This is a genomic window from Magnetococcus sp. PR-3 (genome assembly GCF_036689865.1).
Lineage (GTDB): Bacteria > Pseudomonadota > Magnetococcia > Magnetococcales > Magnetococcaceae > Magnetococcus.
The window spans coordinates 48732-68854 of sequence record NZ_JBAHUQ010000033.1; the positions used below are offsets into that span (position 1 = coordinate 48732).

The following is a 20123-nucleotide window of genomic DNA, read 5'->3' on the forward strand; positions in this document are numbered from 1 at the left end:
AGCCCGTTTTGGAAGTTGATCGCCAGATTGAGGATCTCGTTACCCATTGCCGTGAGCGATTGGGTGATGAAGCCGCTGCCCAAGTTCAGAAAGCAGCAGACTTGGCTGTCTACTTCCATGAAGGGCAATTTCGTAAGTTAGATGGCTCCCCTTATGTTATCCACTGTGTTCAGGTTGCCACCCACTGTTTTAGTTGGGGGTTGGTAGACACAGCAGGTATCTGCGCAGCACTGTTGCATGACTCCATTGAAGATGCACCTGAAGAGAAACAGGCCGAGGCCGCCATTCGTGACCTTGATCCTGAGGTGCTGAGCATCGTTGAAGCACTCTCCAAAATTCGTAATCTGCAAACAGGTGGGGGGGATATGCCCGCCACCTATCGACGTATTCTGCGTGCGGCTTCCCGTGATCTGCGGGTTTTGGTTATCAAAAGTTTTGATGTTCTGCATAACTCCGAAACGTTAGAGGTTCACGGTCCTGAAAAAGCCAAAGTTAAGGCCAGTCTGGGTCTGATCTATGTGGGGATTGCCCGGCGTCTGGGTATGATCGTCATGGCTGATGCACTGATCGACCGTCTGTTGCCTCATCTTATGCCCGTTCAGTATGAGCGGGCGCGTAAATCCCTGCGATCCTTGCAAAACCAGTGTGGTGAAAGCATGGATAACATGGTGAAGGATGTTGCGCAGATTAATGAAGATGGTTTGATTACAGACCTTATTTTAGAGCCACGTAAGGTTGCCGACTACTTTATGTTGGCCGAAAAACCCGGCACTGGGCGGCTCAACCGCGTGGGTTGGCCGGTTTATCGTTTAAAGCTGTTTGTGGAGGATGCCGCGCATGCGTGGCGCATTCTTGGGCGGGTACATGATCATTTTGAACCGCTGCCCCGACATATCCGAGATTATATGAATGCCCCTCGTATTAACGGTTATCAAGCCCTGGTAACCCGAACTTTGTGGGGGGGGGTGCCGGTTAATGTGCAGATCGTGGAAAACCGCAAAGATGAAAGTAACCGCTACGGTATTTTAGCCAACTGGGGGGAGGGATCTTCACCCTATACCGGGCGGTATATGCGTCTGCTCAGTACCCTGGGGGATAGTGACCTGCGGATGTCAGAAGTTCATGCGCATGTACTTCCAGATCTGTTGGATGCGTTTAGCCCCAAAGGTGAGCGCTTTACTTTTCCTGCTGGCTCCATCGTTATTGACTTTGCGTTTGCCGTGCACACAGAGATTGGCAACCGCTGTGCGGGGGCTTATGTCAACGGTGTTAAACGGGCACCCGAGTACCCGTTTAAAGATGGTGATGTGATTGACGTGATCACCGCCAAAAGTAGCCGCCCATTGCGTAATTGGTTGAATGTCGTCAAAACCGCACGGGCCAAGACCATGGTCAAACAGGCGCTTAAAAACCGTGAGGGCACGGTGCATGGGGTGCAACATCCCAAGCAGGGTCTGTTTATCCTTACCGCTTTAGCCAGTGGTGATATTTCCTGGTCAAACTGCTGCTGTCCCGTTCCTGGTGATCCGGTGGTGGGGCGTGCCTCGGCAGATGGTCGATGGATTGTCCATACCGCCTCTTGTGACAAGGTGCAGAGTAGTGGTGACGATATCCTGTGGGAGCGCGGTAGTTGGAACTTGGCGGATGCGTGTGATCAAGCCAATTTAAATTTGGTGATGGCCGTAGAGCGTAGTGGTGGGGCCATGGCAGAGATTTTTCAAACGTTGCAAGCCCGTGATATTCGTATCCACCAGACCGAGAGTAAGCCCAAGTCTGCAACACGTTTGCTGGTCTCCCTGCAGGTGGGTCATGAGAATATTACCCCACTTGGGGAAGTTTTGACCCGCTTAAGAGAGCTGCCTAGCGTTGTTTCATTGCAAGAGTATACGTGGTCCAGTCGCAACAATTAAGGCATCCCCGAGACTTTTTCCGTTTTTTTACCTACACTACCCCGCACTTCTTTCCCTTGATTCTTGTTAGAGGATAGCCATGCGTATTGCGACCTGGAACGTCAACTCCATGAATGTTCGCCAAGACCATGTAGCCCAATGGTTGGCAGATGATCCATGTGATGTGCTGTGCTTGCAAGAGATCAAAATGATCAGTGAAAAATTCCCCGCAGATCGTTTTAAAGAGTTGGGGTGGCATGTCTGCCAAAATGGCCAAAAAACCTACAATGGCGTGGCGATTCTTAGTCGTTATGAGATGGATGCGTCGGATCTGATCTTGGACTTGCCAGGGGTGGATGCCACACAAAAACGTTTTATGGCGGCCACCATTCAAGGGGTGCGGGTGATCAACTGCTACGTACCCAATGGAGCCGACCTGAGCAGTGATAAGTATCTCTATAAACTGGATTGGTTAGAGAAGCTGCATCAGTTTGTCGAGCAGGAGATGAAACGCTATCCTGAGCTGGTTGTGCTTGGTGATTATAATATCGCGCCAGATGATCGGGATGTCTATGATGCAACCTTTTGGGAGGGGCGTATTCTGGTCTCTGCGCCAGAGCGGGCGGCCTACCAACACCTGCTGAACTTAGGTTTGGTCGATGGTTTTCGTCATCTTAATGAAGCCGAGGGCTTCTTCAGCTGGTGGGACTATCGCCAAGGCTCTTTTCGTCGGGATATGGGGGTTCGTATCGATCACCTGCTCTCAAGTAGTGCATTAACAGACAGGCTAACAGCGTGTCATATTGACAAGGTGCCACGGGGATGGGAGCGTCCCTCGGATCATGCCCCTGTCATTGCCCACTATCAGGAGTAAGGGAGATGATGATCCAAAAAAAAGTGCCAAAGGAAGCTAAAGCGCTCTTGGACGTCTGGACACAGCTTGGATCTGAAGATCGCCATGCGCTCGAGGCCTTTGCTCACTTTCTGTTGAGTCAGCGTCAAGAGCAAGAACCTCAGGTTGAGGTGGTGTTAGAGCCTTTGAATATTGCTGCCCCCAAAGGGGAAAGTGCGGTCAAAGCACTCAAACGCCTTAAAAAGAATTACCCCATGATTGAAGCAGATATGAGCCTGCTTGATGCCGCCTCACAACTAATTATGGAGCGGGTAATGGGGGGGGCAGATACGGAAATTATCCCCAAAATGGAAAAGTTGTTTGAAGACCGCTACCAGCTGTGGAAGCATGATCAAGCTTAAGCGCACAGCTCTGTAAGTGGCGCGCACTCACCTATAAGCCGTCAGTTTATTTCAGCTCACCGGGGATGATTTGACCATTTTCCAGTCGGGCAGGGGTGTAGTGTTCGGCTGGCCCGTTGCTGGTCTCAACAAGATGCACAATGGCCCCCACGAGCATAAGACCCAAGAGCAGCGCCAAAACACGCTGAGCTGTGCGGTTATGGGTGAGATCCTCTTCTGGTCGGTCTATGACCTCTCCTTCTATGACCTCCCCTTGTCGGGCTTTCCAAAGGTGACGCAAACCAAGCACGGTCATGATGACCACCAGTACTAGAACCACCAAAATTAGTACAATACGCATGGGGCCTGCTCCTTGAGTCGTGCAAAAAAGCGGTGAAGGATCATTGCTGTTGCTCCCCAAATTGTACGCCCTTGCCAGTGATAGTGATAGCCTCCTTGTGGATTGATATGACGTCCCTCTTCCTCTTGCTGCCATAAAGGGTGTAGAGGAACGGTTAACAACTCCGCCACTTCTCTCGGGCAGGGGCTGACAGGAACGGCTTTGGGTAAGTAGGCAAACAGAGGCATAACCCGAAAACCGGTGGTGTGGGTGTCGTAGGGGATCATGCTGCCGAGAGGGATCAGCGCTTCGGCTGGTATATCAAGTTCTTCATGACACTCCCGCAGGGCTGTATCCAGTGGGGTTTGGTCAAAGGACTCTTTTTTCCCGCCCGGTAGGCCAATTTGCCCAGGATGATGGGGAATGTTCTCTGGGCGTTGGATCAATAAGGTATGCCAAAGCCCATGTTGACGCATTAAAACCACCACGACCGCAGCGGTACAGAGCTGGGGATCTTCCCAGGACCAATCTGCTGGGGGTTGATTTTGCTGAAGAGCTGCCGCAATCTCTTGCGATGAAAGCCGGTCCGGTAAATGGTCCGGCAGTGCTGATGTTAACGGATCTGGAGTGGAACCATGCATGACATGCATCCCATTATCGTCCGGCTAGAGCCGGGAGAGTATCGAATTTGCCACTGTGGAGATAGTCTGGAACATCCGCTTTGTGACCGGCAACAAGGTCCTGTGTGCCGTAATGCGCAGGTTTTTTCTGTGGAAAAATCCCGTAATGTTCCCATCTGCCAGTGTGGTCGTACAGAAACAGCACCTGTTTGTGATGGTGCCCACGGCTACAGTCGAGAAGAGCGCGCACGCATTAAGCGACATAATGGTTAATGAGGCGCTATAACACGGCTAAGCCTAACTCTTGGTTAGCTTGAACCGCGAATATGAATGCCTTCTCGCTTGCTGGGCATGCTTGGGCTACGCTGGCGACGCTGGTAGTCCCCCAGGGTGCGCCCATTGCTTTTAGCCGGTTTGACAGAGGGCAGGGTAACCACATTGGCTGACTTGTCCTCTTGACGCTCCTGCTCGGTTGGTGGCTGGGTTGTAAAAACCAGCGAACCATCCGCCTTTCGGTAGCTGCGCAGGGACTGCCCATCATCTTTGCCTACTTGGATTGGAGCAACCTGCTTACGGGTTGGTTCAGTCAGTTTAATACTTTCTCGCTTAGCGGGCGCGCCCGCTCGGCTGAGTCCCATCCTTTGTTGCGCGGCCAAATAGGCTTTCTGTTTGGCTTTAAGAGACAATCTTTGTGCCCGAGCTCGGTTTGCTTCACGGAGTGCAGCTGTCTTTGCCCGTCTTTCAGCCAGTGCCTCAAGCTGTTTTTTGCGTTTAAGCGCTTGTACCCTTTTACGCGATTCCAGTTGGGCGCGGCGTGCCTCTATACGTGCTCGTTCTTGAGCCAGTCGTTTGGTACGACGAGCCTCACGGCTGTCTGATACAGAGGCTTTGGTCGGAACGTTCACCTGAATTTTACGTTGTCCAACACCATCCAGCTTCTGGAAGGTCACCAAGCCATCCACTAAAGAGATCGGTTCGGATGGAGCCGGTAGATGCCTGGGGGGCTCTGGGTTTGACATGGTGCGCTGCCAAGCTTTGGGTGTGGTAGCCACCTGCTGAGCTTTTTTTGGTACCTTTTTGGCCGCTTGTTTGCGGCTAAGCTTGTCCATGCGCTCAATCTCACGAGAAAGCACCGCCAGATCAGCCAAGGCCAGATCCCAGCTACCTAGAGCTTCCGTTCCCTTCTTCTTTTTTAATGCCAACTCTGCCTGTCTGAATTTCCCATAGTGGGTCAGAACCTTCTGCACATAGCGGCGGGTTTGGGCAAAGGGTGGAATGGTGCCATAACGTTCTACATTGCCGGGCCCCGCATTATATGCCGCTAACGCCAAGACCAGGCTGTCAAAACGTTTAAGTAACATTTTAAGATATTTAGCGCCACCACGTAGATTCTGTTCCGGATCATAAGGGTTGGCGACCCCCATATCTTTGGCGGTCAGGGGCATTAACTGCATTAACCCCATGGCACCGGTTTTTGAGACCGTATTGGGATTGTAAGACGACTCGGTCATGACCAGTGCTTTAAGTAGCTGGCGATCCAGGCCCATCTCATCTGCGACCTGTTCTGTGAGTCTATACAGATCCTTTTTAGCCGGCTTTACCGTGGCAAAAGCTGGCTGAGTGTAAAATAGCAGCCCAACGAGTACTAAGATAAGCGGTAGATGCCACTTAATTGACGACCACAGGGTATCTGTCCGTAGTGCGTTGAACGGCGATGGCTGAACAGTTTTGACTCTTCCTGGTAAGTGCATCGTTCGCAGTCGTACAAGTTTGCCTCACGAATACCAGCCAGTTGTAAACGCCGTTTGGCGAAGCCGGGCAGGTCGAACATCCAACGGTCCGAGTGGTGAGGCGAAGGGTTAAAAAAGATGGTGTTGCCACCATGATCCGTTAATAACCGTGCATAAAATGCGCCATCCACTTCATATTGGTTTTGCTGGATGCATGGCCCGAGCATAGCGATGGTTTCATCGGGCTGAGCTCCGAGGCGTTGCATGCCATGGAGGCAGCTCTCTAAAATCCCCTCTACGGCCCCCCGCCATCCGGCGTGGGCGGCACCAATGACACCACTTTGGGGGTGGGCAAAGAGTACGGGTAGGCAATCCGCCGTCATCATGCCCAAAACCAGGTTGGGTTGGTTGGTGACCAAGGCATCGGCTTGGGGGGGTTGTTTGGGGGGGGCGCCCTCAATAATAGCGGTGGTGTTGCCATGAACTTGTTGGGCATACAGCACCGTTAAGCCTTCATACCCTAAATGATGATGAAGACGCCGCCGGTTTTCTAAAACAGACTCTGGGTTATCGCCAACATGATCGCCTAGATTAAGGTCCGCATAATTTCCGCGACTTACACCGCCTTGTCGATCGGTTTGAAAGGTGTGGATAGGTGCTAAAACAGGAAATGTTCGGTCATCTAGCAGCATAGCGCTCACTTTTTGGTTGCGTTGGTTACCCCTTCTTTATTATCATGCGCGTTTTTTCTGTTCAAAGCTTCCTTGCTCCTTTTTAGCAGTTCCACAGTTGGGTGGTACTGGTAAAGGGGCTACATCGAGGCAATGAGTTGGCTTCGTCATCCGAAAGGAGGTGCCTAAGTGGCATTCTACGAAAGTATCTATATTCTCAGGGCTGACCTGACCACCGAACAGGTGGAAGGTGTCAACAAACGCTTCAGCGATAACGTTGAAGCAACAGGCGGTAAGGTTATCCGTACCGAGCTGTGGGGCCGTCGTCAATTGGCTTACTTGGTTAACAAGAACGCCAAAGGCTACTACGTCTTCCATATTCTGGAAGGTGAAGGTTCCATGGTACATGATCTGGAAGCTAAGCTTCGCATCGATGAAGATGTGCTGAAATTCCAGAACGTCCGCATCGAAGGTATCACAGAAGCTGCTTCTCCACTGGCACCTGAAGAAGAGGTCCGTGAAGAGGAAAAGCCTGAAGAAAAAGCAGCTGAAGATACCCCTGCCGAAGTGGTTGCCGAAGAGGCTCCCGCAGCTGAAGAGGGTTCCGCTGAAGCGGGTGCCTAATTACCATGTCTCGGCCTGTTGCCGATGAAGAGCCTCTCAATGAGGTGGTGTTAAGTGGTTTAGTGGTTGAAGAACCCGAACTACGTTATACACCAGCTGGTACGGCGGTCTTAACTTGGTTGGTTGAACATCAGTCCCAAGTTTCTGATCTCCCGCCCTTAACACATGCAACTGTACAGATGTATGTGGTTGTGCTTGGGGATCTGGCGGCTCAATGGCAAAAGGTTAAGCAAGGTGACTCTGTACGTGTTCGGGGAAAGTTAAACCGAAAGCGTCATCAGCGACAGGATCAGATCCGTTGGGGTCGTTTTGAATTGGTCGCCCGACAGGTCAAGATGGAATCAGCCTCCGCTGGGGTTACTCCCAGTGGTAATGAGATGGATAGTGATCATGAGTGAAGATAATAAGCAAGAACAGTCCGATGAAGGTCGTGGTGGCCGTGGTGGCCCTGCTCGCCCTCTGGCCAGCGCACGTCGTCCTTACTTCCGTCGCCGCAAAGTCTGCCCTTTCTGCGCCGACAAAGGGCTGAAAATTGACTATAAGGACCCTAAAATGCTGGGTCGTTACATCACCGAGCGCGGTAAAATGGTACCTAGCCGCATCACCGGTGTATGTGCTCCGCATCAGCGTAAGCTCTCAACCGCCATCAAGCGTGCACGCAACATCGCACTGCTGCCCTTCATTGTGAAGTGATGGAGGTTACGCACCTTCGGGTGTGTTGACCGGAACAGTTCATGGAGCGCATACTCTACCACCCTGCGGTATCAGGCCTGTTATCAGCCCTGATGGTTACCGCCATAACTACCGGCTCTCATCTGGCGCCGTTGGCTATTGTGTTGATCTCCCTGCCACTCTATATGACAGGGTTTCGCAATGGGAGTAGAGCTGCGCTACTGGCTCTGCTGGTTCCAGTGCTGGCACTGGGCTTTCAGGCCAAAGACCCCTTGGCCGCCCTGTTTTTGATTGGCCCCTATCTGGTTCTGCCTTGGCTTGTGGTCAAGATGATTCGGGATATGGGCTATGGCATACAGCAGGCCATGGGTATGGGCTTTCTGTTTGGCTGTTTTGCCGTTGTTCTTGCAACGGCCAGTGCCCCCAGTAGTGATACGGATTCTTTGATGAATCGCTACTTGGAGACACAGAAAACAGCCATTTTGAAAGAGGCGGGAAAACAGCAAAAAGGTGTTCAGGCTTTTACAGCTGAGCAGAAAGTGCAACTGGAAGAGACGATTGACCAAATCGTTCTGACAGTGCGCTATCTGTTTGCCTCTCTGCTGGCGTTGACGTGGTTTTTAATCCAAGCCATCAATCTACACTTAAGCCGGGTTATGCTCACTGCACAAGGGGCGTGGCATGGTGAAAGTGAAGAGCGGTTAAGATCCATGCGTCTACCCCTGCGGTGGGTATGGGCGATCTTGCTGCTGGTTGGGGTGAGCTACGTTGGTTCAGGAACGGTACAGCAACTGGCTGTCAACTTGTTGCTGTTTGCGCTTATCCCTTACCTGTTTCAAGGGTGGGCGATCCTGGATAGCTGGTTCCGCTATAAACAGATTAAGCGTCATATCCGTTTGCTCTTTTGGGCCATGGTTGTGGTGTTCTGGTTACAACAATTTATGCTAATGCTGGTCCTTTTGGGCCTGTTCGATACATGGTTTGATTTCCGCAAAAAGATGGCGGGAACGCAAAATAGGGAAGGGTGAAAACCCTTTCGGGAGGTAAGGATGGAAGTGATCCTTCTGGAAAAGATTGGTAAAATCGGCAACCTGGGCGAAGTAGTCAAGGTCCGTGCCGGTTATGGCCGTAACTATCTCATCCCCCAAGGTAAGGCTCTGCCTGCTACGGATGAGAACAAAGCGGTTTTTGAAACTCAGCGTGCTGAGTATGAAGCACGTCAAGCTGAGATCCTGGCTGAAGCCGAAACACTGGCTAGCAAGGTGGATGAAGTGGCCGTCGTGCTGGAGCGTCCAGCCGGTGCCATGGATAAGCTGTTTGGTTCTGTTACCAACGCTGACATTGCTGCTTTCTATAAAGAGCAGGGGCTGAGTATTCCCCGTAATGTCATTGATGTCCTGCAGCCCATCCGTACCTTGGGTGAGCATCAGGTTCGTGTACGTTTGCACCCTGATGTTGTGCGCGTTATGAGCATCAATGTTGAGCGTGCGGTTAAATAATCACCTTTGGGTGATTGATTGATCGACCTTAAGGGTAACCGTCTAAGTTTGGAGCAGAGTAATGCCGCTTTACGACTATAAATGCGACAGCTGCGACCACACATTTGAGGTTCAGCATAGTATGTCTGAAACGCCTAAGTTGGCGTGCCCCAAATGTGAGGCCAAAGAGATCCGCAAAATTCTATCCACTGGTGGAATCGTTGGTTCTACGAAAATGGGTCAGGATAGTGCACCACCGTCACCTTGTGCGGGCGGGGCCTGCGGCATGGGTGGGGGATGTCCCATCGCATGACGAAAAGGTACCCTTGAAAATAAAAATGGCGTATTCCACATGTTGGAATGCGCCATTTTTTTTGTAGGCAACTGTTTGATAAATGTAAGAATATGTTTGTGTTGGCAAGGCGTTCTCTTTATAGATGTCCGCCAGTGTGGTGTCTGCAGCAAGAAAAAGCGTTTTGTTTCCATAAAAAATTATGAAAAACTGAGTGATAGCCAACTTGATTAATGAAGGATGCCTACCTCTCTAACCCTGCAAGTTTAGAAGGTATGGGGGATGTTTATGACATTGTGGTCACAATTTTTTATTTCTCAGGATCAAAAAGGTTTGGCGGTTTATGAAGGGATCTATGATCCACTCTTAGTCTCACTGTCGGTCATGATCTCTATCTTGGCTGCCTATACCGCTTTTCAGCTATCCAGCCGATTGAGGGATGAGAATCGGTCTGTGGTTATGGCGTGGCGTGCGGGTGGGGCCATTGCTCTGGGCATGGGCATTTGGGCCATGCACTTTGTGGGCATGTTGGCTTTTCGGCTGGAATGCACGGTTTCCTATGATCCTTGGGTGACCTTGATCTCAATTGTGCCTGGTTTTGGAGCCGCTTGGATGGCCCTGGGGGTATTGGGTAGAGGTCAAGCAACCTGGCACACCTTTGTTTCCCGTGGTGTGGTTATGGGGGGCGGTATTGGCGCACTCCACTATTCTGGCATGGCGGCGATGGAGATGGATGCCATTTTGCGCTATGACCCTTTTCTCTTTTTACTCTCAGTTGCCGTAGCGATTTTTTTGGCGGTGATTGCACTTTCCGTTAAATCATTTTTACAACACCATACACCTCTTGGGCCGGGTCATCTCTCTTCATTGATTGGTGGCATTATTATGGGGGGCTCAGTCAGCGGTATGCACTACACGGCAATGGAAGCCGCCTATTTTATTCCACTTGGTCAACCGAGCAGCTATACCGTAAACAGCCCTTTACCTTTAGCTGTGGCCGTCTCTTTAACCACACTGACGCTGCTGGTTATCGCCTGGGTCAGTGCGCTTGCAGGCCGCCGTCTGTCGAGTAGCCGTCGCTGGATGAACTCTATTTTACAAAACATGAGCCAAGGTTTTGTGATGATGGATTTAAAAGGGCGGGTGTTAGAGGCTAACCCCACGCTTCTTACATGGACTGGGGAAACTCAAAGCACACTGCAGGGAACCCCTTTTCCTCACTTAGTTTGTGGAGAAGAGCAGCCGCGTCTGGAGGGGTTTTTAAAGAAAATGGGGCAAGGTACACCTGTGCGGTGCTCTATCCATTTAAATTGCGGTGATCACCGACGTATACCCGTGCAGTTGCATGGTAACCCTCACCATGATGAAGAGGGGGGGATTATTGGTATCTATGCCATTCTTACAGACATCCGAGCAGAACAAGAGGCGGCCCAAGCGTTGAGTGATGCCAAGGAGGCCGCCGAACTCGCCAGTCGGGCTAAAGGGGAGTTTTTGGCCAATATGAGCCATGAAATCCGCACCCCAATGAATGCCATTCTCGGTATGACACATTTGTGTTTACAGACAGAATTAAATGATCGGCAGCGCCATTTTTTGGAGAAGGTCCACAATGCTGGAAACTCTTTATTGCGTATTCTGAATGATATTTTGGATTTTTCTAAAATTGAAGCCGGTAAGTTGGAGATTGAAAAGGCCCCCCTGCGTATTGATGATGTATTGACATCGTTAGCGGACCTTATGGCCATTCGAGCCGATGAGAAGAAGCTAGAGTTGCTCTTTCATCGCGATGCAAAACTACCGGACTTGCTCGAAGGCGACCCGCTACGTCTGGGGCAGATCTTGATTAATTTAGTGGGCAACGCATTAAAATTCACAGACCGTGGCGAGGTGGTGGTCCGTATTGAATTAATTGATACGCATCAGCAAGGTGTACTGGTTCGTTTTTCTGTTGAAGATACAGGAATTGGCATGACAAAAAGCCAAGTTTCTAATCTTTTTCAGGCTTTTAAACAGGCGGATAGTAGTACGACACGTCGCTATGGTGGAACCGGCCTGGGTCTGGCCATTAGTCAGCGGCTTGTTCAGTTAATGGGGGGGGAGCTCACCGTTCAAAGTAAACCAAAACAGGGGAGTACGTTTAGTTTTGACCTCGAGTTGGGCATACGGCACGGTGGCTTGCTCTCCGCTTCACACCAACTCCCTGAAGGTTTGAAAGTGTTGGTGGTGGATGATAATGCGCTGGCTCAGAATATTTTAAAGGATATGTTGGGTGGGTTTGGGTTGGAGGTGACAACCGCTGCATCTGGCGAAGAGGCTTTGCAGGCCATTGCGCAAATACCGGATCCTTTTGATTTTGTGCTGATGGATTGGCAAATGCCAGGGTTGAATGGCATTGAAACCAGTCAAAAAATTAGAGAAAGTCTGCAAGGGGCAGATATGCCCACCATCATTATGGTCACCGCCTATGGGCGAGAAGAGGTGATGCACAAGGCTGACCAAGCTGAGCTGGATGGCTTTTTAATTAAACCGGTTAATCCCTCAATGTTGCTGGATGCCATTACCCAACTGCAGGCCAAGAAAGAGCCCTCTACGCACAGTTGGCAGCGGCCTGTCCAAAAGCGTGCTGACCCCATTATGGTTCCTGATTTGCGTGGCAAAACTCTGCTCATGGCAGAAGATAACCCGCTTAATATTGAGGTCGTTCAGGAGTTATTGGTGCCAACGGGTGTGACATTGGATTGTGTGGAAAATGGTTTGCAAGCTGTAGAAGCGGCACAGGCAGCTCCTTATGCTCTGATCTTAATGGATCTACAGATGCCGGTGATGGATGGTATTGAAGCCACCAAGCAGATCCTGCAATCTCAAGGTAACGATGCTCCGCCTATTTTGGCCTTAACTGCCAATGCGCTATCGGGTGATCGTGAACGTTGTTTGGCGTTAGGTATGAAAGACCATATTGCCAAACCGCTCATTCCTGAGCTGTTTTACGCAACCTTGGCCAAACACCTAAAGGTACCAACAACATCGGTACAGCATGCGCTCACACCAGCACAAGAGACAGGTTTACCTGAAAATGGACCTGAAGGAGTAGCCTTGGAACAGGCTTGGATTGCCCTGAACCGTAATACCCCGTTAATGATAAAATTATTAGAGGGGGTACGGGATCAATGGGGTGTGCAAGTGACGCAGTTAGAAGAGTGGGTTGTGCAAGCTCACCACCGTGCAGATGCGATTAACTTGGTGCACAGTATGAAAGGTGTGGCTGGGCAGTTACATATGAATAAACTGTCCACACTCGCCGGGCAGTTGGAGAAAGATCTGAAGCGTGAGAATAAAGATACTCAGGAACAGTTACAGATGCTTAAAGAGATTGTTTCTGACATCTTAACCTGGCTTGAACAGAGCTTACCTGCGGGATCCGCTGATCCTACGGCGGAGCCGTGTGCAAAAGAGGTGTTACCCATAGAAGCAGCAGCCATTGCGCTACGTATTGAGCAGATCATGCAGGATTTAGAGCAGGATTTACCTCAAGGGTTACAGGGGCTGCAAGGGGTTTTGAATATGGTGGGGGGGAATACTCTGGAAGGTCACATTAAAACAGCATTGGATCATGCTCAAGGGTTTGATATACCAGAGGCTAAGTTGGCACTAAACCATGTGCTGGCAACATTAAAGTCATCCTAGGGGGTAGGTATGGGTGTGGGATTAAACCCGCTTGGACAGCGGGCAAGGGTGCTGTTGGTTGATGATGTTAAAGAAAATTTGCAAATCTTAATGGAGACGCTCTCTTCTGAGTACGCCATTACTGTTGCAAGAGATGGCATGCGTGCATTGGAGTTAGCCAGTTCTGACCCACAACCAGACGTTATTTTGTTGGATGTGATGATGCCCGGTATGGATGGTTACGAAGTGTGTGCCAAGCTTAAAGATCAGGCGCATACTCGGGATATTCCAGTTATTTTTATTACGGCTATGGATGGGGAAGAGGATCAGTTCCGTGGACTTAATCTTGGTGCTGTGGACTATATTGTTAAACCTTTTTCACCCCCTTTGGTCACCGTACGGGTCCGCAACCAAGTGGAGCTAAAGCGCCATCGGGATATGTTGGATAACTTGGTGACTGAACGCACCCGGCAATTGGCGGATACCCAGCAACGCAGTATCAATAGCCTTGCCACATTGGCTGAAACCCGTGACCCGGAAACCGGCGGACATATTCGGCGTACTCAGCGCTACATGGAAATTTTAGCCCAGCGTCTTTGGGAGCACCGGGACTATCAGTTTCAGTTTGGTGCCTATACGCCAGAGTTAATGGCCAAGGCCTCCCCTTTACACGATGTCGGTAAAGTTGGGGTTTCCGATGATATTTTGCTGAAGGCCGATATGTTGAATGATCAGGAGTTCACCCAAATGCGACAGCACTGCATGCATGGGTGGCGCTCCTTGCGCAGTGGTCAGGAACGTTATGAGGATAATCCGCTCTTATGGTTAGGGGCTGAGATTGCACGTTACCACCATGAATGGTGGGATGGTAACGGTTATCCGGAAGGTTTGTCGGGTACTGATATACCACTTTCAGGCCGTTTGATGGCTCTGGCTGATGTGTATGATGCGCTTATTAGTAAACGGGTTTATAAACCCCCCATGGCCCATCAAGAAGCGGTGCGTATTATCTGTGAAGGGCGAGGAACACAGTTTGACCCTGTGGTTGTCGATGCTTTTGTGGCATTGGAGGCACAATTTAGGGAGATTGCCCTCTCTTTGGCAGATTTCGAAGAAGAGCGGCAAACTTTACTGCAAGAGGTAGCGGTCAATTCTTGATTGTGTCAATGTAACACGATCTATGATTGTGTTTTAACTGAGTGACAACGGTTTTTAATTAAAGTGTGCTGTGCCGTAAGAAAATAATGGCCACAAAATAATAAGCCCGCTTCATAATAGGGAAAGTTCATGGAAAAGCTGCTAAAAGTTTCTGTTGCCCGAGGGATATTTTGGGTGGAAGCGCCTCAAGCAGGTTTACGCGTTCTCTGTGGGTGTCCTGCAGATAGCGTGAAACACTTGATGAAACGTGGGTTGATCCAGCAGCGGGAGAAAAATGGTATTCCGTTTGAGACAGGACCCAACGCGATTTTGCTGTCGGATGTCATGCTGCAAAATGGTGAACTAAGCAATTTGGGTGAATTTCCTGTTCTGCAAATGCTTTATAAGCAGGGTATGATTATACCTAACCATCCCAATAATACCGGTCAAAAGCCTCTGTTATTGGGGCGTTCTGAGCAGGTGAATGCTCAGATGCAGTATATTTTTCGTGGTAACTATGGTCTGGTTTCAGAAGAAGAGTTAATCCAGGCAGGGGTCTCTCGTGAAGATGCCCAGTGGCAGATGCGGTTGAAGCTTCGCTTTGCCTTTGGCCGTATCTCCCCCTCCAATCAACTGCTTGATGGGTTGGTGGTTGCAGATACCAAAGTTGAAATTCGCAATGGTCTCTATATCGAAAGGGTGGACACCAATCAGTTCCGCTTTAGCTTTGAAGATGAGACTGTAGACATTGATCTCAACCTGCCAACGAGCACCCATTATGAATCCCCTTATCCACTAGGCTATCTGCGTTTTAAACGGGAGTATTTTGCCGTTTTGCATAGCGGGGAAGGTGACGGCTGGGATGTAAACCGGCCCAGCATGTCCAGCATGCTGATGTTCCAGGGCAAGCTCTATCTCATTGATGCAGGGCCAAACCTCTATAACAATCTGTCAGCCTTAGGGGTTGGAGTGGATGAGGTGGAGGGGATTTTCCATACCCATGCACACGATGACCATTTTTGCGGTATTACAACCCTCATGCGCGCAGGTCGGCGCTTGAAATATTTTGCCACTCCGGCGGTGCGTGCCACGGTACAACGTAAGCTGGGCGCCTTGCTGGCCATGGAGTATGAGCGCTTTACCGACTACTTTGAGATCCATGATCTGGTTGAAGGGTGCTGGAACTGCTTAGAAGGGCTAGAGGTTAAACCCATTTTTTCCCCCCACCCTCTGGAGACAACCATCTTCCAGTTCCGGGTGTTATGGAACGAAGGGTATAAGGTTTATGCCCACTATGCAGATATTGTCTCCCTAAAAGTACTGGAAGGGATGATTGAAGAAGATGAGAGCAAGCCGGGCGTTACACAAGCGTTTTATGAGAAAATTAAGGTGGACTATCTGGCGCCAGTCGACTTGAAAAAGCTCGATATTGGTGGGGGAATGATTCACGGGGAAGCGGAAGATTTTCGGAATGATTTCTCAGAAAAAATTCTGCTTTCCCACACCTCTTTGGAACTCAACACAGCACAAAAAGAGATTGGATCCAGTGCGCCTTATGGGGTGGTGGACGTCTTGATCCGAAGTAAAATTAACCGTACTCGGGACTCTGCCCTTAAGTTTCTAGAAGCCTATTTCCCTGAAATTCCACCTGAAGATCACCAAGCGTTATTAAATGGAGATCTGGTTGAGTTTAACCCCGGTAATATCATGTTGAAAGAGGGGCAGCAAGCCCATGATATTATGCTCATTTTGCACGGTACGGTTGAGCGTATTAGTACTTTGCATGAGGTGCATGGCTATATGGATGCGGGCTCCTTTGTCGGGGAGCTAGCGGTATTGAACCACTGTCCCTCTGAAGCCAGCTACCGGGCCGTTAATTTTGTTTGGAGCCTGCGGATTCCCATCTTCTTGTTTCTGGAGATTATCCGCCGTCATGGGCTGTTGGAAAAACTGCAGAACAACCTTGAAGTACGGGCCTTTTTACAATCCACCAGTTTGTTTGGTGAAGGTCTTTCCTACCCTGTACTTAACCAGATGCTGGATGGAATTACAGCCCGTCGTTATATGCCGGGCGATGCCATTCGCTGTCGAGACTTGACCTATTTGAATATGATTCAAGCGGGTCGGGTGCGTCGTATGGTTGGTGAAGAGACGTTAGATGAACTGACCCCTCGTGACTATTTTGGGGAAGAGGGGGCGGTATTCGATCTCCCTTGCCTGTTCCACCTGGAGGTTTTAGAGCCAACAGAAGTGTTGCAAATTCCAGGTGAACTGTTGCAGGAGATACCCATTGTCCGGTGGAAACTCTACGAGTCTTATCTTAAACGGGCTCAGAGTATTATCCACGGTGAAGATAATGATCAGGTCTTCGTCTGGCGTGATGCCTTTACCATTGGTGTTCATGAGATGGATACCCACCATAAAAAATTGGTGGAGATCGCCAATAGTATTATGGAGATCATTCGCTCAAATATGGGTAAAGAGTCTTTAATGAAAGCCGTAGATTCTCTGGTTAGCTACACAGAGTACCATTTTCGGTCAGAAGAGCAGGTCATGTCTTCTTATGGCTACCCGGATGTCGAGGAACATAAAAAACTGCATGTAAAGCTGGTTGAACAGGTGGTGGCATTTCAGGATGAAATTGAGAAACGAGATACATTTGATGGTATTGATTTCCAGGGCTTCTTCAGTGACTGGCTGATCAAGCATATTTTAAATGAAGACCGCCGCTATGCCATGCACTTAAATGACCGGTGTATCTTCTAACGTATCGTTTTTTATCCCCATTAAAAAAGGCCACTTTGAAAAGTGGCCTTTTTTAATGGGGTGTATAACGGTTCCTCAGTCTTGCACGGTGGGCTTGGCATATTTTCGGATAGCGGCCAGTAGATGGGCTTTGCGAATGGGTTTGGTTAGGTGGGCATTGCAGCCTGCTTTTAAACTTCGCTGTTCATCCCCCTCCAACGCGTGCGCAGTGAGCGCAATAATAGGGGTGCTTGGTATGCCTCTGGCCTGTTCCAAGGCTCGAATGTGGCCTGTAGAGGCATAGCCATCCATAACAGGCATCTGCATATCCATAAAAATAAGATTAAATGGACCTGCGGATTTGTAGATCTTTAAAGCTTCTTCTCCATCCCAGGCAACAATCAACTCATGAGGTTCCCTTTTAAGGTAGGTACGGATGAGCATTTGATTATCTTTGGAATCTTCCACCAGTAAAATACGTGCTTTGGTCACTTCACTGCGGTGTAGATCTTCACTGTGGGTTAACAGTTCTGCTTTTGGCGCTCCAACTTTACAAGGCAGTGTGAAATGGAAAGCACTGCCTTCTCCCTCTTCACTTTCGACCCAGATACGACCTGTCATATGCTCCACAAGGTGACGACAAATGGCCAGTCCCAGACCTGAACCGCCATGGCGGCGAGAGAGGCTGGAGTCTGCTTGAGAGAACTTTTGGAAGATACTCTCTTGCTTATCCTTGGCAATGCCCACACCTGTATCTGTCACGCTGTATAGAAGTTTTTGTCCCTGTTCGATGGGTGAAATGCAAACTTCAATCTGACCTTCGTCGGTAAACTTAACGGCATTGCCAATAAGGTTGAACAGCACTTGTCGAATACGTGAAAGATCCCCCAAAAGATGATTGGGGGTCTGGGGGTCAATCGTTAGCTGTAGTAAAAGACCTTTTTTCCGACATTGTACCTGGAACATCTGGCAGGTTTCATTGGCCATTTTATGCAGGTCAAAATCTTGCTCCACCAACTCCATGCGTCCTGATTCGATCTTAGAGAGATCAAGGATGGCATTGATCAGATCTAAAAGAGCCTCCCCTGCATGTTGAAGGGTCTCAATGTATTGACGTTGTTCTTCATCCACCTTGGTTTCGAGGAGAACCTCCCCCATGCCGATCACCGCATTCATGGGGGTGCGGATCTCATGGCTCATTGCGGCAAGAAAATCACTTTTGGCGCGGTTGGCTGCTTCAGCCTGTTCTCGAGCTTGACGAAGGGTGGTTTCGACCTCTTTTTGCTCGGTAATATCAAAGACTAGACCACTGACTTGCTCGGCTTGCCCCTGACTGTCTCGTTGAATCCAGGCTTGGGTGCGTAAATGGCGCAAGCTCCCATTTGAGCGAATAATGCGATGTTCAATATCATAGGTTTGCGTGCTTGGTGAACCCAGAGCTCGGAAAAAAGCCTGTTCCGTTCGTGACAGATCTTCAGGGTGAATGCAGCGTGCCCACGCGGCGTAATTGCCACCAAACTGATTTTCATCCAGCCCGTAAATCTCCAACATTCTGGCATCCCAGGTGTTTTGGTCTGAGGCTGTTGTATAATAAAAGGTACCGGCCCGGCTGGCATCAACAGCAGCTTGGAGTCGTGTACGGTTTTGTTGCAGGGTCTGCTCCATCTCTTTGCGGCTGGAGATATCAAAAATTACACCATCCAACCACATTGCCTCACCATGGCTACCATATTGGGCACTGCCTTCTTCATAAACCCAACGGGTGCTACCGTCACGGTGTATCACACGATATTCCATGCGGTAGCTTTGATGCTGCGTCACCCCTTCAAATACTTTTTGTTCCACCATCGTCTGATCATCTTTATGGATGATGCTGCCATAGGATCGAATATGGTTTTGTATAAACTCCTCTTTAATATACCCGCTAATACGCTCGACCCCTTCACTGATAAAGAGCATGGTCCAATCACTATCAAGGCTGCAACGGTAGACCGCACCCGGTAAGTTGCTCACCAATGATCTAAACCGGTTTTCGCTCTCACTCAGCTTTCTCTCCATCTGCTTACGGTCTGTTATATCCAAGGCGATGGTACAAATTTGCTGTACATCATCCTTGTCTTGCTCTTCGGTAAGTAGGAAGCGAGTGAAAAGAAAATGATGCTCAGAATCATCCAAAATAACGCTACGCTCTTGGGCTTTTGAAGCGTCATGGTTAATCTCTCCAGCCTCAATGGGAAGTAGCGGGTGGAGCTCGGCGTGATCTGGAAGAGGGTGGGGGCGAGAAAAACGGTGCCACTGGTTGCTGGTGACATGGGGCGGATGTTGCCCCTTTTGTATGGCAATCAGCATAGGGGCATGTTCAAGCAGGCTGGACATTTGATTGGCCAACCGTTTAACAGGCTTGCTGTAGTGTTTGCTCAGTTGGTGAACCAGCAACATAGCAGACAAGGTTAGCATGGTGATGATCACCAACATCACAAAGAAGCCATGATTCAGAGCCTCTGTGGTCTGTTGCTGTTTGATGCCGATATGGATAATACCTGCCAAGCGGTTATTAAAGCCGCTGTGGTAAGGTAAAAAAACCTCGCGTACAGGTTTTCGCTGAAAAAGGGTCTGGTTGGTGTGTTTATTGGGTTCGGTAAGAACCGTTTTTAGGCTTACCCCTTGTGGCCAAGCCATCATTTTGTCATTTAGGTCACTGTTGCTATGGGCAATAATCTGGTTCTCTAAATTGATAACGCCAATATGGTTAAGTTGTGGATTTTTACGTATTAAATCTTTAACCAGCAGGCGTGTATGATGTTTGCCAGAGAAACTCACACGGCTAACGGCTTCACCTACAACGCTGGCTATGGTATGGGTCAGGCGTACCTCTTCATCCTTCATAATGGTACTGAAGGCATACCATGATGCAAAACTTACGGTCAGCATTATCAGCAAGACAACCCCACCGAAATTTAGGGTTAGCTTGCGGTCAAAATGCCCCACATCTTCATGTATCTGAGCGTCCAAAGTATGATCCATTGCTC

General features: G+C 49.6%; 18 protein-coding genes. 13 read left to right on the top strand and 5 right to left on the bottom strand.

Annotation, left to right across the window (positions count from 1 at the left end):
• The first annotated feature begins 8 nt into the window (after window positions 1-8).
• The 3 genes from V5T57_RS16580 (at window position 9) to V5T57_RS16590 (ending at window position 3143) form a co-directional block, all read left to right on the top strand.
• On the top strand, window positions 9-1910 hold the full coding sequence (locus V5T57_RS16580) for an HD domain-containing protein (protein WP_332892370.1): 1902 nt from the start codon (window positions 9-11) through the stop codon (window positions 1908-1910).
• A 79-nt stretch (window positions 1911-1989) separates the two neighbouring features.
• Window positions 1990-2763: an exodeoxyribonuclease III gene (gene xth, locus V5T57_RS16585; RefSeq protein WP_332892371.1), complete on the top strand. Its 774-nt coding sequence runs from the start codon at window positions 1990-1992 to the stop codon at window positions 2761-2763.
• 5 nt (window positions 2764-2768) lie between these two features.
• Complete coding sequence (locus V5T57_RS16590) at window positions 2769-3143, top strand: hypothetical protein (protein ID WP_332892372.1); 375 nt, start codon at window positions 2769-2771, stop codon at window positions 3141-3143.
• A 46-nt stretch (window positions 3144-3189) separates the two neighbouring features.
• Here the strand turns inward: V5T57_RS16590 and V5T57_RS16595 are convergent, their stop codons facing one another.
• Together V5T57_RS16595 and V5T57_RS16600 are read right to left on the bottom strand one after the other, a co-directional pair.
• The gene (locus V5T57_RS16595; protein ID WP_332892373.1) at window positions 3190-3483 is read right to left on the bottom strand and encodes a hypothetical protein; all 294 of its coding nucleotides are present in this window, start codon (window positions 3481-3483) and stop codon (window positions 3190-3192) included.
• Window positions 3468-4103: an NUDIX hydrolase gene (locus V5T57_RS16600; RefSeq protein WP_332892374.1), complete on the bottom strand. Its 636-nt coding sequence runs from the start codon at window positions 4101-4103 to the stop codon at window positions 3468-3470. The genes V5T57_RS16595 and V5T57_RS16600 overlap by 16 nt, the downstream gene beginning before the upstream one ends.
• Between V5T57_RS16600 and V5T57_RS16605 the strand changes: the two genes are divergently transcribed.
• The gene (locus V5T57_RS16605) at window positions 4098-4355 is read left to right on the top strand and encodes a CDGSH iron-sulfur domain-containing protein (protein ID WP_332892375.1); all 258 of its coding nucleotides are present in this window, start codon (window positions 4098-4100) and stop codon (window positions 4353-4355) included. The two genes, V5T57_RS16600 and V5T57_RS16605, sit on opposite strands and share 6 nt — an antisense overlap.
• A 35-nt stretch (window positions 4356-4390) precedes the next feature.
• On the opposite strand, the gene V5T57_RS16610 is transcribed toward V5T57_RS16605, so the two are convergent.
• Together V5T57_RS16610 and pgeF are read right to left on the bottom strand one after the other, a co-directional pair.
• Window positions 4391-5833: a transglycosylase SLT domain-containing protein gene (locus tag V5T57_RS16610; RefSeq protein ID WP_332892376.1), complete on the bottom strand. Its 1443-nt coding sequence runs from the start codon at window positions 5831-5833 to the stop codon at window positions 4391-4393.
• Window positions 5728-6504: a peptidoglycan editing factor PgeF gene (pgeF, locus tag V5T57_RS16615; RefSeq protein ID WP_332892377.1), complete on the bottom strand. Its 777-nt coding sequence runs from the start codon at window positions 6502-6504 to the stop codon at window positions 5728-5730. Before pgeF ends, V5T57_RS16610 begins: the two co-directional genes overlap by 106 nt.
• Before the next feature lie 168 nt (window positions 6505-6672).
• On the opposite strand from pgeF, the gene rpsF reads away from it, so the two are divergent.
• The 9 genes from rpsF to V5T57_RS16655 all read left to right on the top strand — a co-directional run bounded on the left by rpsF (window position 6673) and on the right by V5T57_RS16655 (window position 17115).
• Window positions 6673-7107, top strand: coding sequence for a 30S ribosomal protein S6 (gene rpsF, locus V5T57_RS16620; RefSeq protein WP_332892378.1), 435 nt, complete (start codon window positions 6673-6675; stop codon window positions 7105-7107).
• Window positions 7108-7112: 5 nt separating this feature from the next.
• Window positions 7113-7505 (top strand): primosomal replication protein N, encoded by a 393-nt coding sequence (gene priB, locus V5T57_RS16625; RefSeq protein WP_332892379.1) that lies wholly within the window; start codon window positions 7113-7115, stop codon window positions 7503-7505.
• Entirely contained in the window at window positions 7498-7800 is a 303-nt protein-coding gene (rpsR, locus tag V5T57_RS16630) for a 30S ribosomal protein S18 (RefSeq protein ID WP_442918231.1), read from the top strand. The genes priB and rpsR overlap by 8 nt, the downstream gene beginning before the upstream one ends.
• Before the next feature lie 41 nt (window positions 7801-7841).
• Window positions 7842-8807, top strand: coding sequence for a DUF2232 domain-containing protein (locus V5T57_RS16635; protein WP_332892380.1), 966 nt, complete (start codon window positions 7842-7844; stop codon window positions 8805-8807).
• A 21-nt stretch (window positions 8808-8828) separates the two neighbouring features.
• Window positions 8829-9278 carry a 50S ribosomal protein L9 gene (rplI, locus tag V5T57_RS16640; RefSeq protein WP_332892381.1) on the top strand — a complete coding sequence of 150 codons (450 nt, stop codon included), beginning with the start codon at window positions 8829-8831 and terminating at the stop codon, window positions 9276-9278.
• Between the two features lie 61 nt (window positions 9279-9339).
• Window positions 9340-9570, top strand: coding sequence for an FmdB family zinc ribbon protein (locus V5T57_RS21010; RefSeq protein ID WP_442918232.1), 231 nt, complete (start codon window positions 9340-9342; stop codon window positions 9568-9570).
• Window positions 9571-9837: 267 nt separating this feature from the next.
• Window positions 9838-13233: a response regulator gene (locus V5T57_RS16645; protein ID WP_332892382.1), complete on the top strand. Its 3396-nt coding sequence runs from the start codon at window positions 9838-9840 to the stop codon at window positions 13231-13233.
• A 9-nt stretch (window positions 13234-13242) separates the two neighbouring features.
• Window positions 13243-14370, top strand: coding sequence for a response regulator (locus V5T57_RS16650; RefSeq protein WP_332892383.1), 1128 nt, complete (start codon window positions 13243-13245; stop codon window positions 14368-14370).
• A gap of 129 nt (window positions 14371-14499) precedes the next feature.
• The gene (locus V5T57_RS16655; protein WP_332892384.1) at window positions 14500-17115 is read left to right on the top strand and encodes a bacteriohemerythrin; all 2616 of its coding nucleotides are present in this window, start codon (window positions 14500-14502) and stop codon (window positions 17113-17115) included.
• Between the two features lie 75 nt (window positions 17116-17190).
• Here V5T57_RS16655 and V5T57_RS16660 read toward each other — a convergent pair whose 3' ends face one another.
• Entirely contained in the window at window positions 17191-20106 is a 2916-nt protein-coding gene (locus V5T57_RS16660; protein WP_332892385.1) for a PAS domain-containing protein, read from the bottom strand.
• Between the last annotated feature and the right edge of the window lie 17 nt (window positions 20107-20123).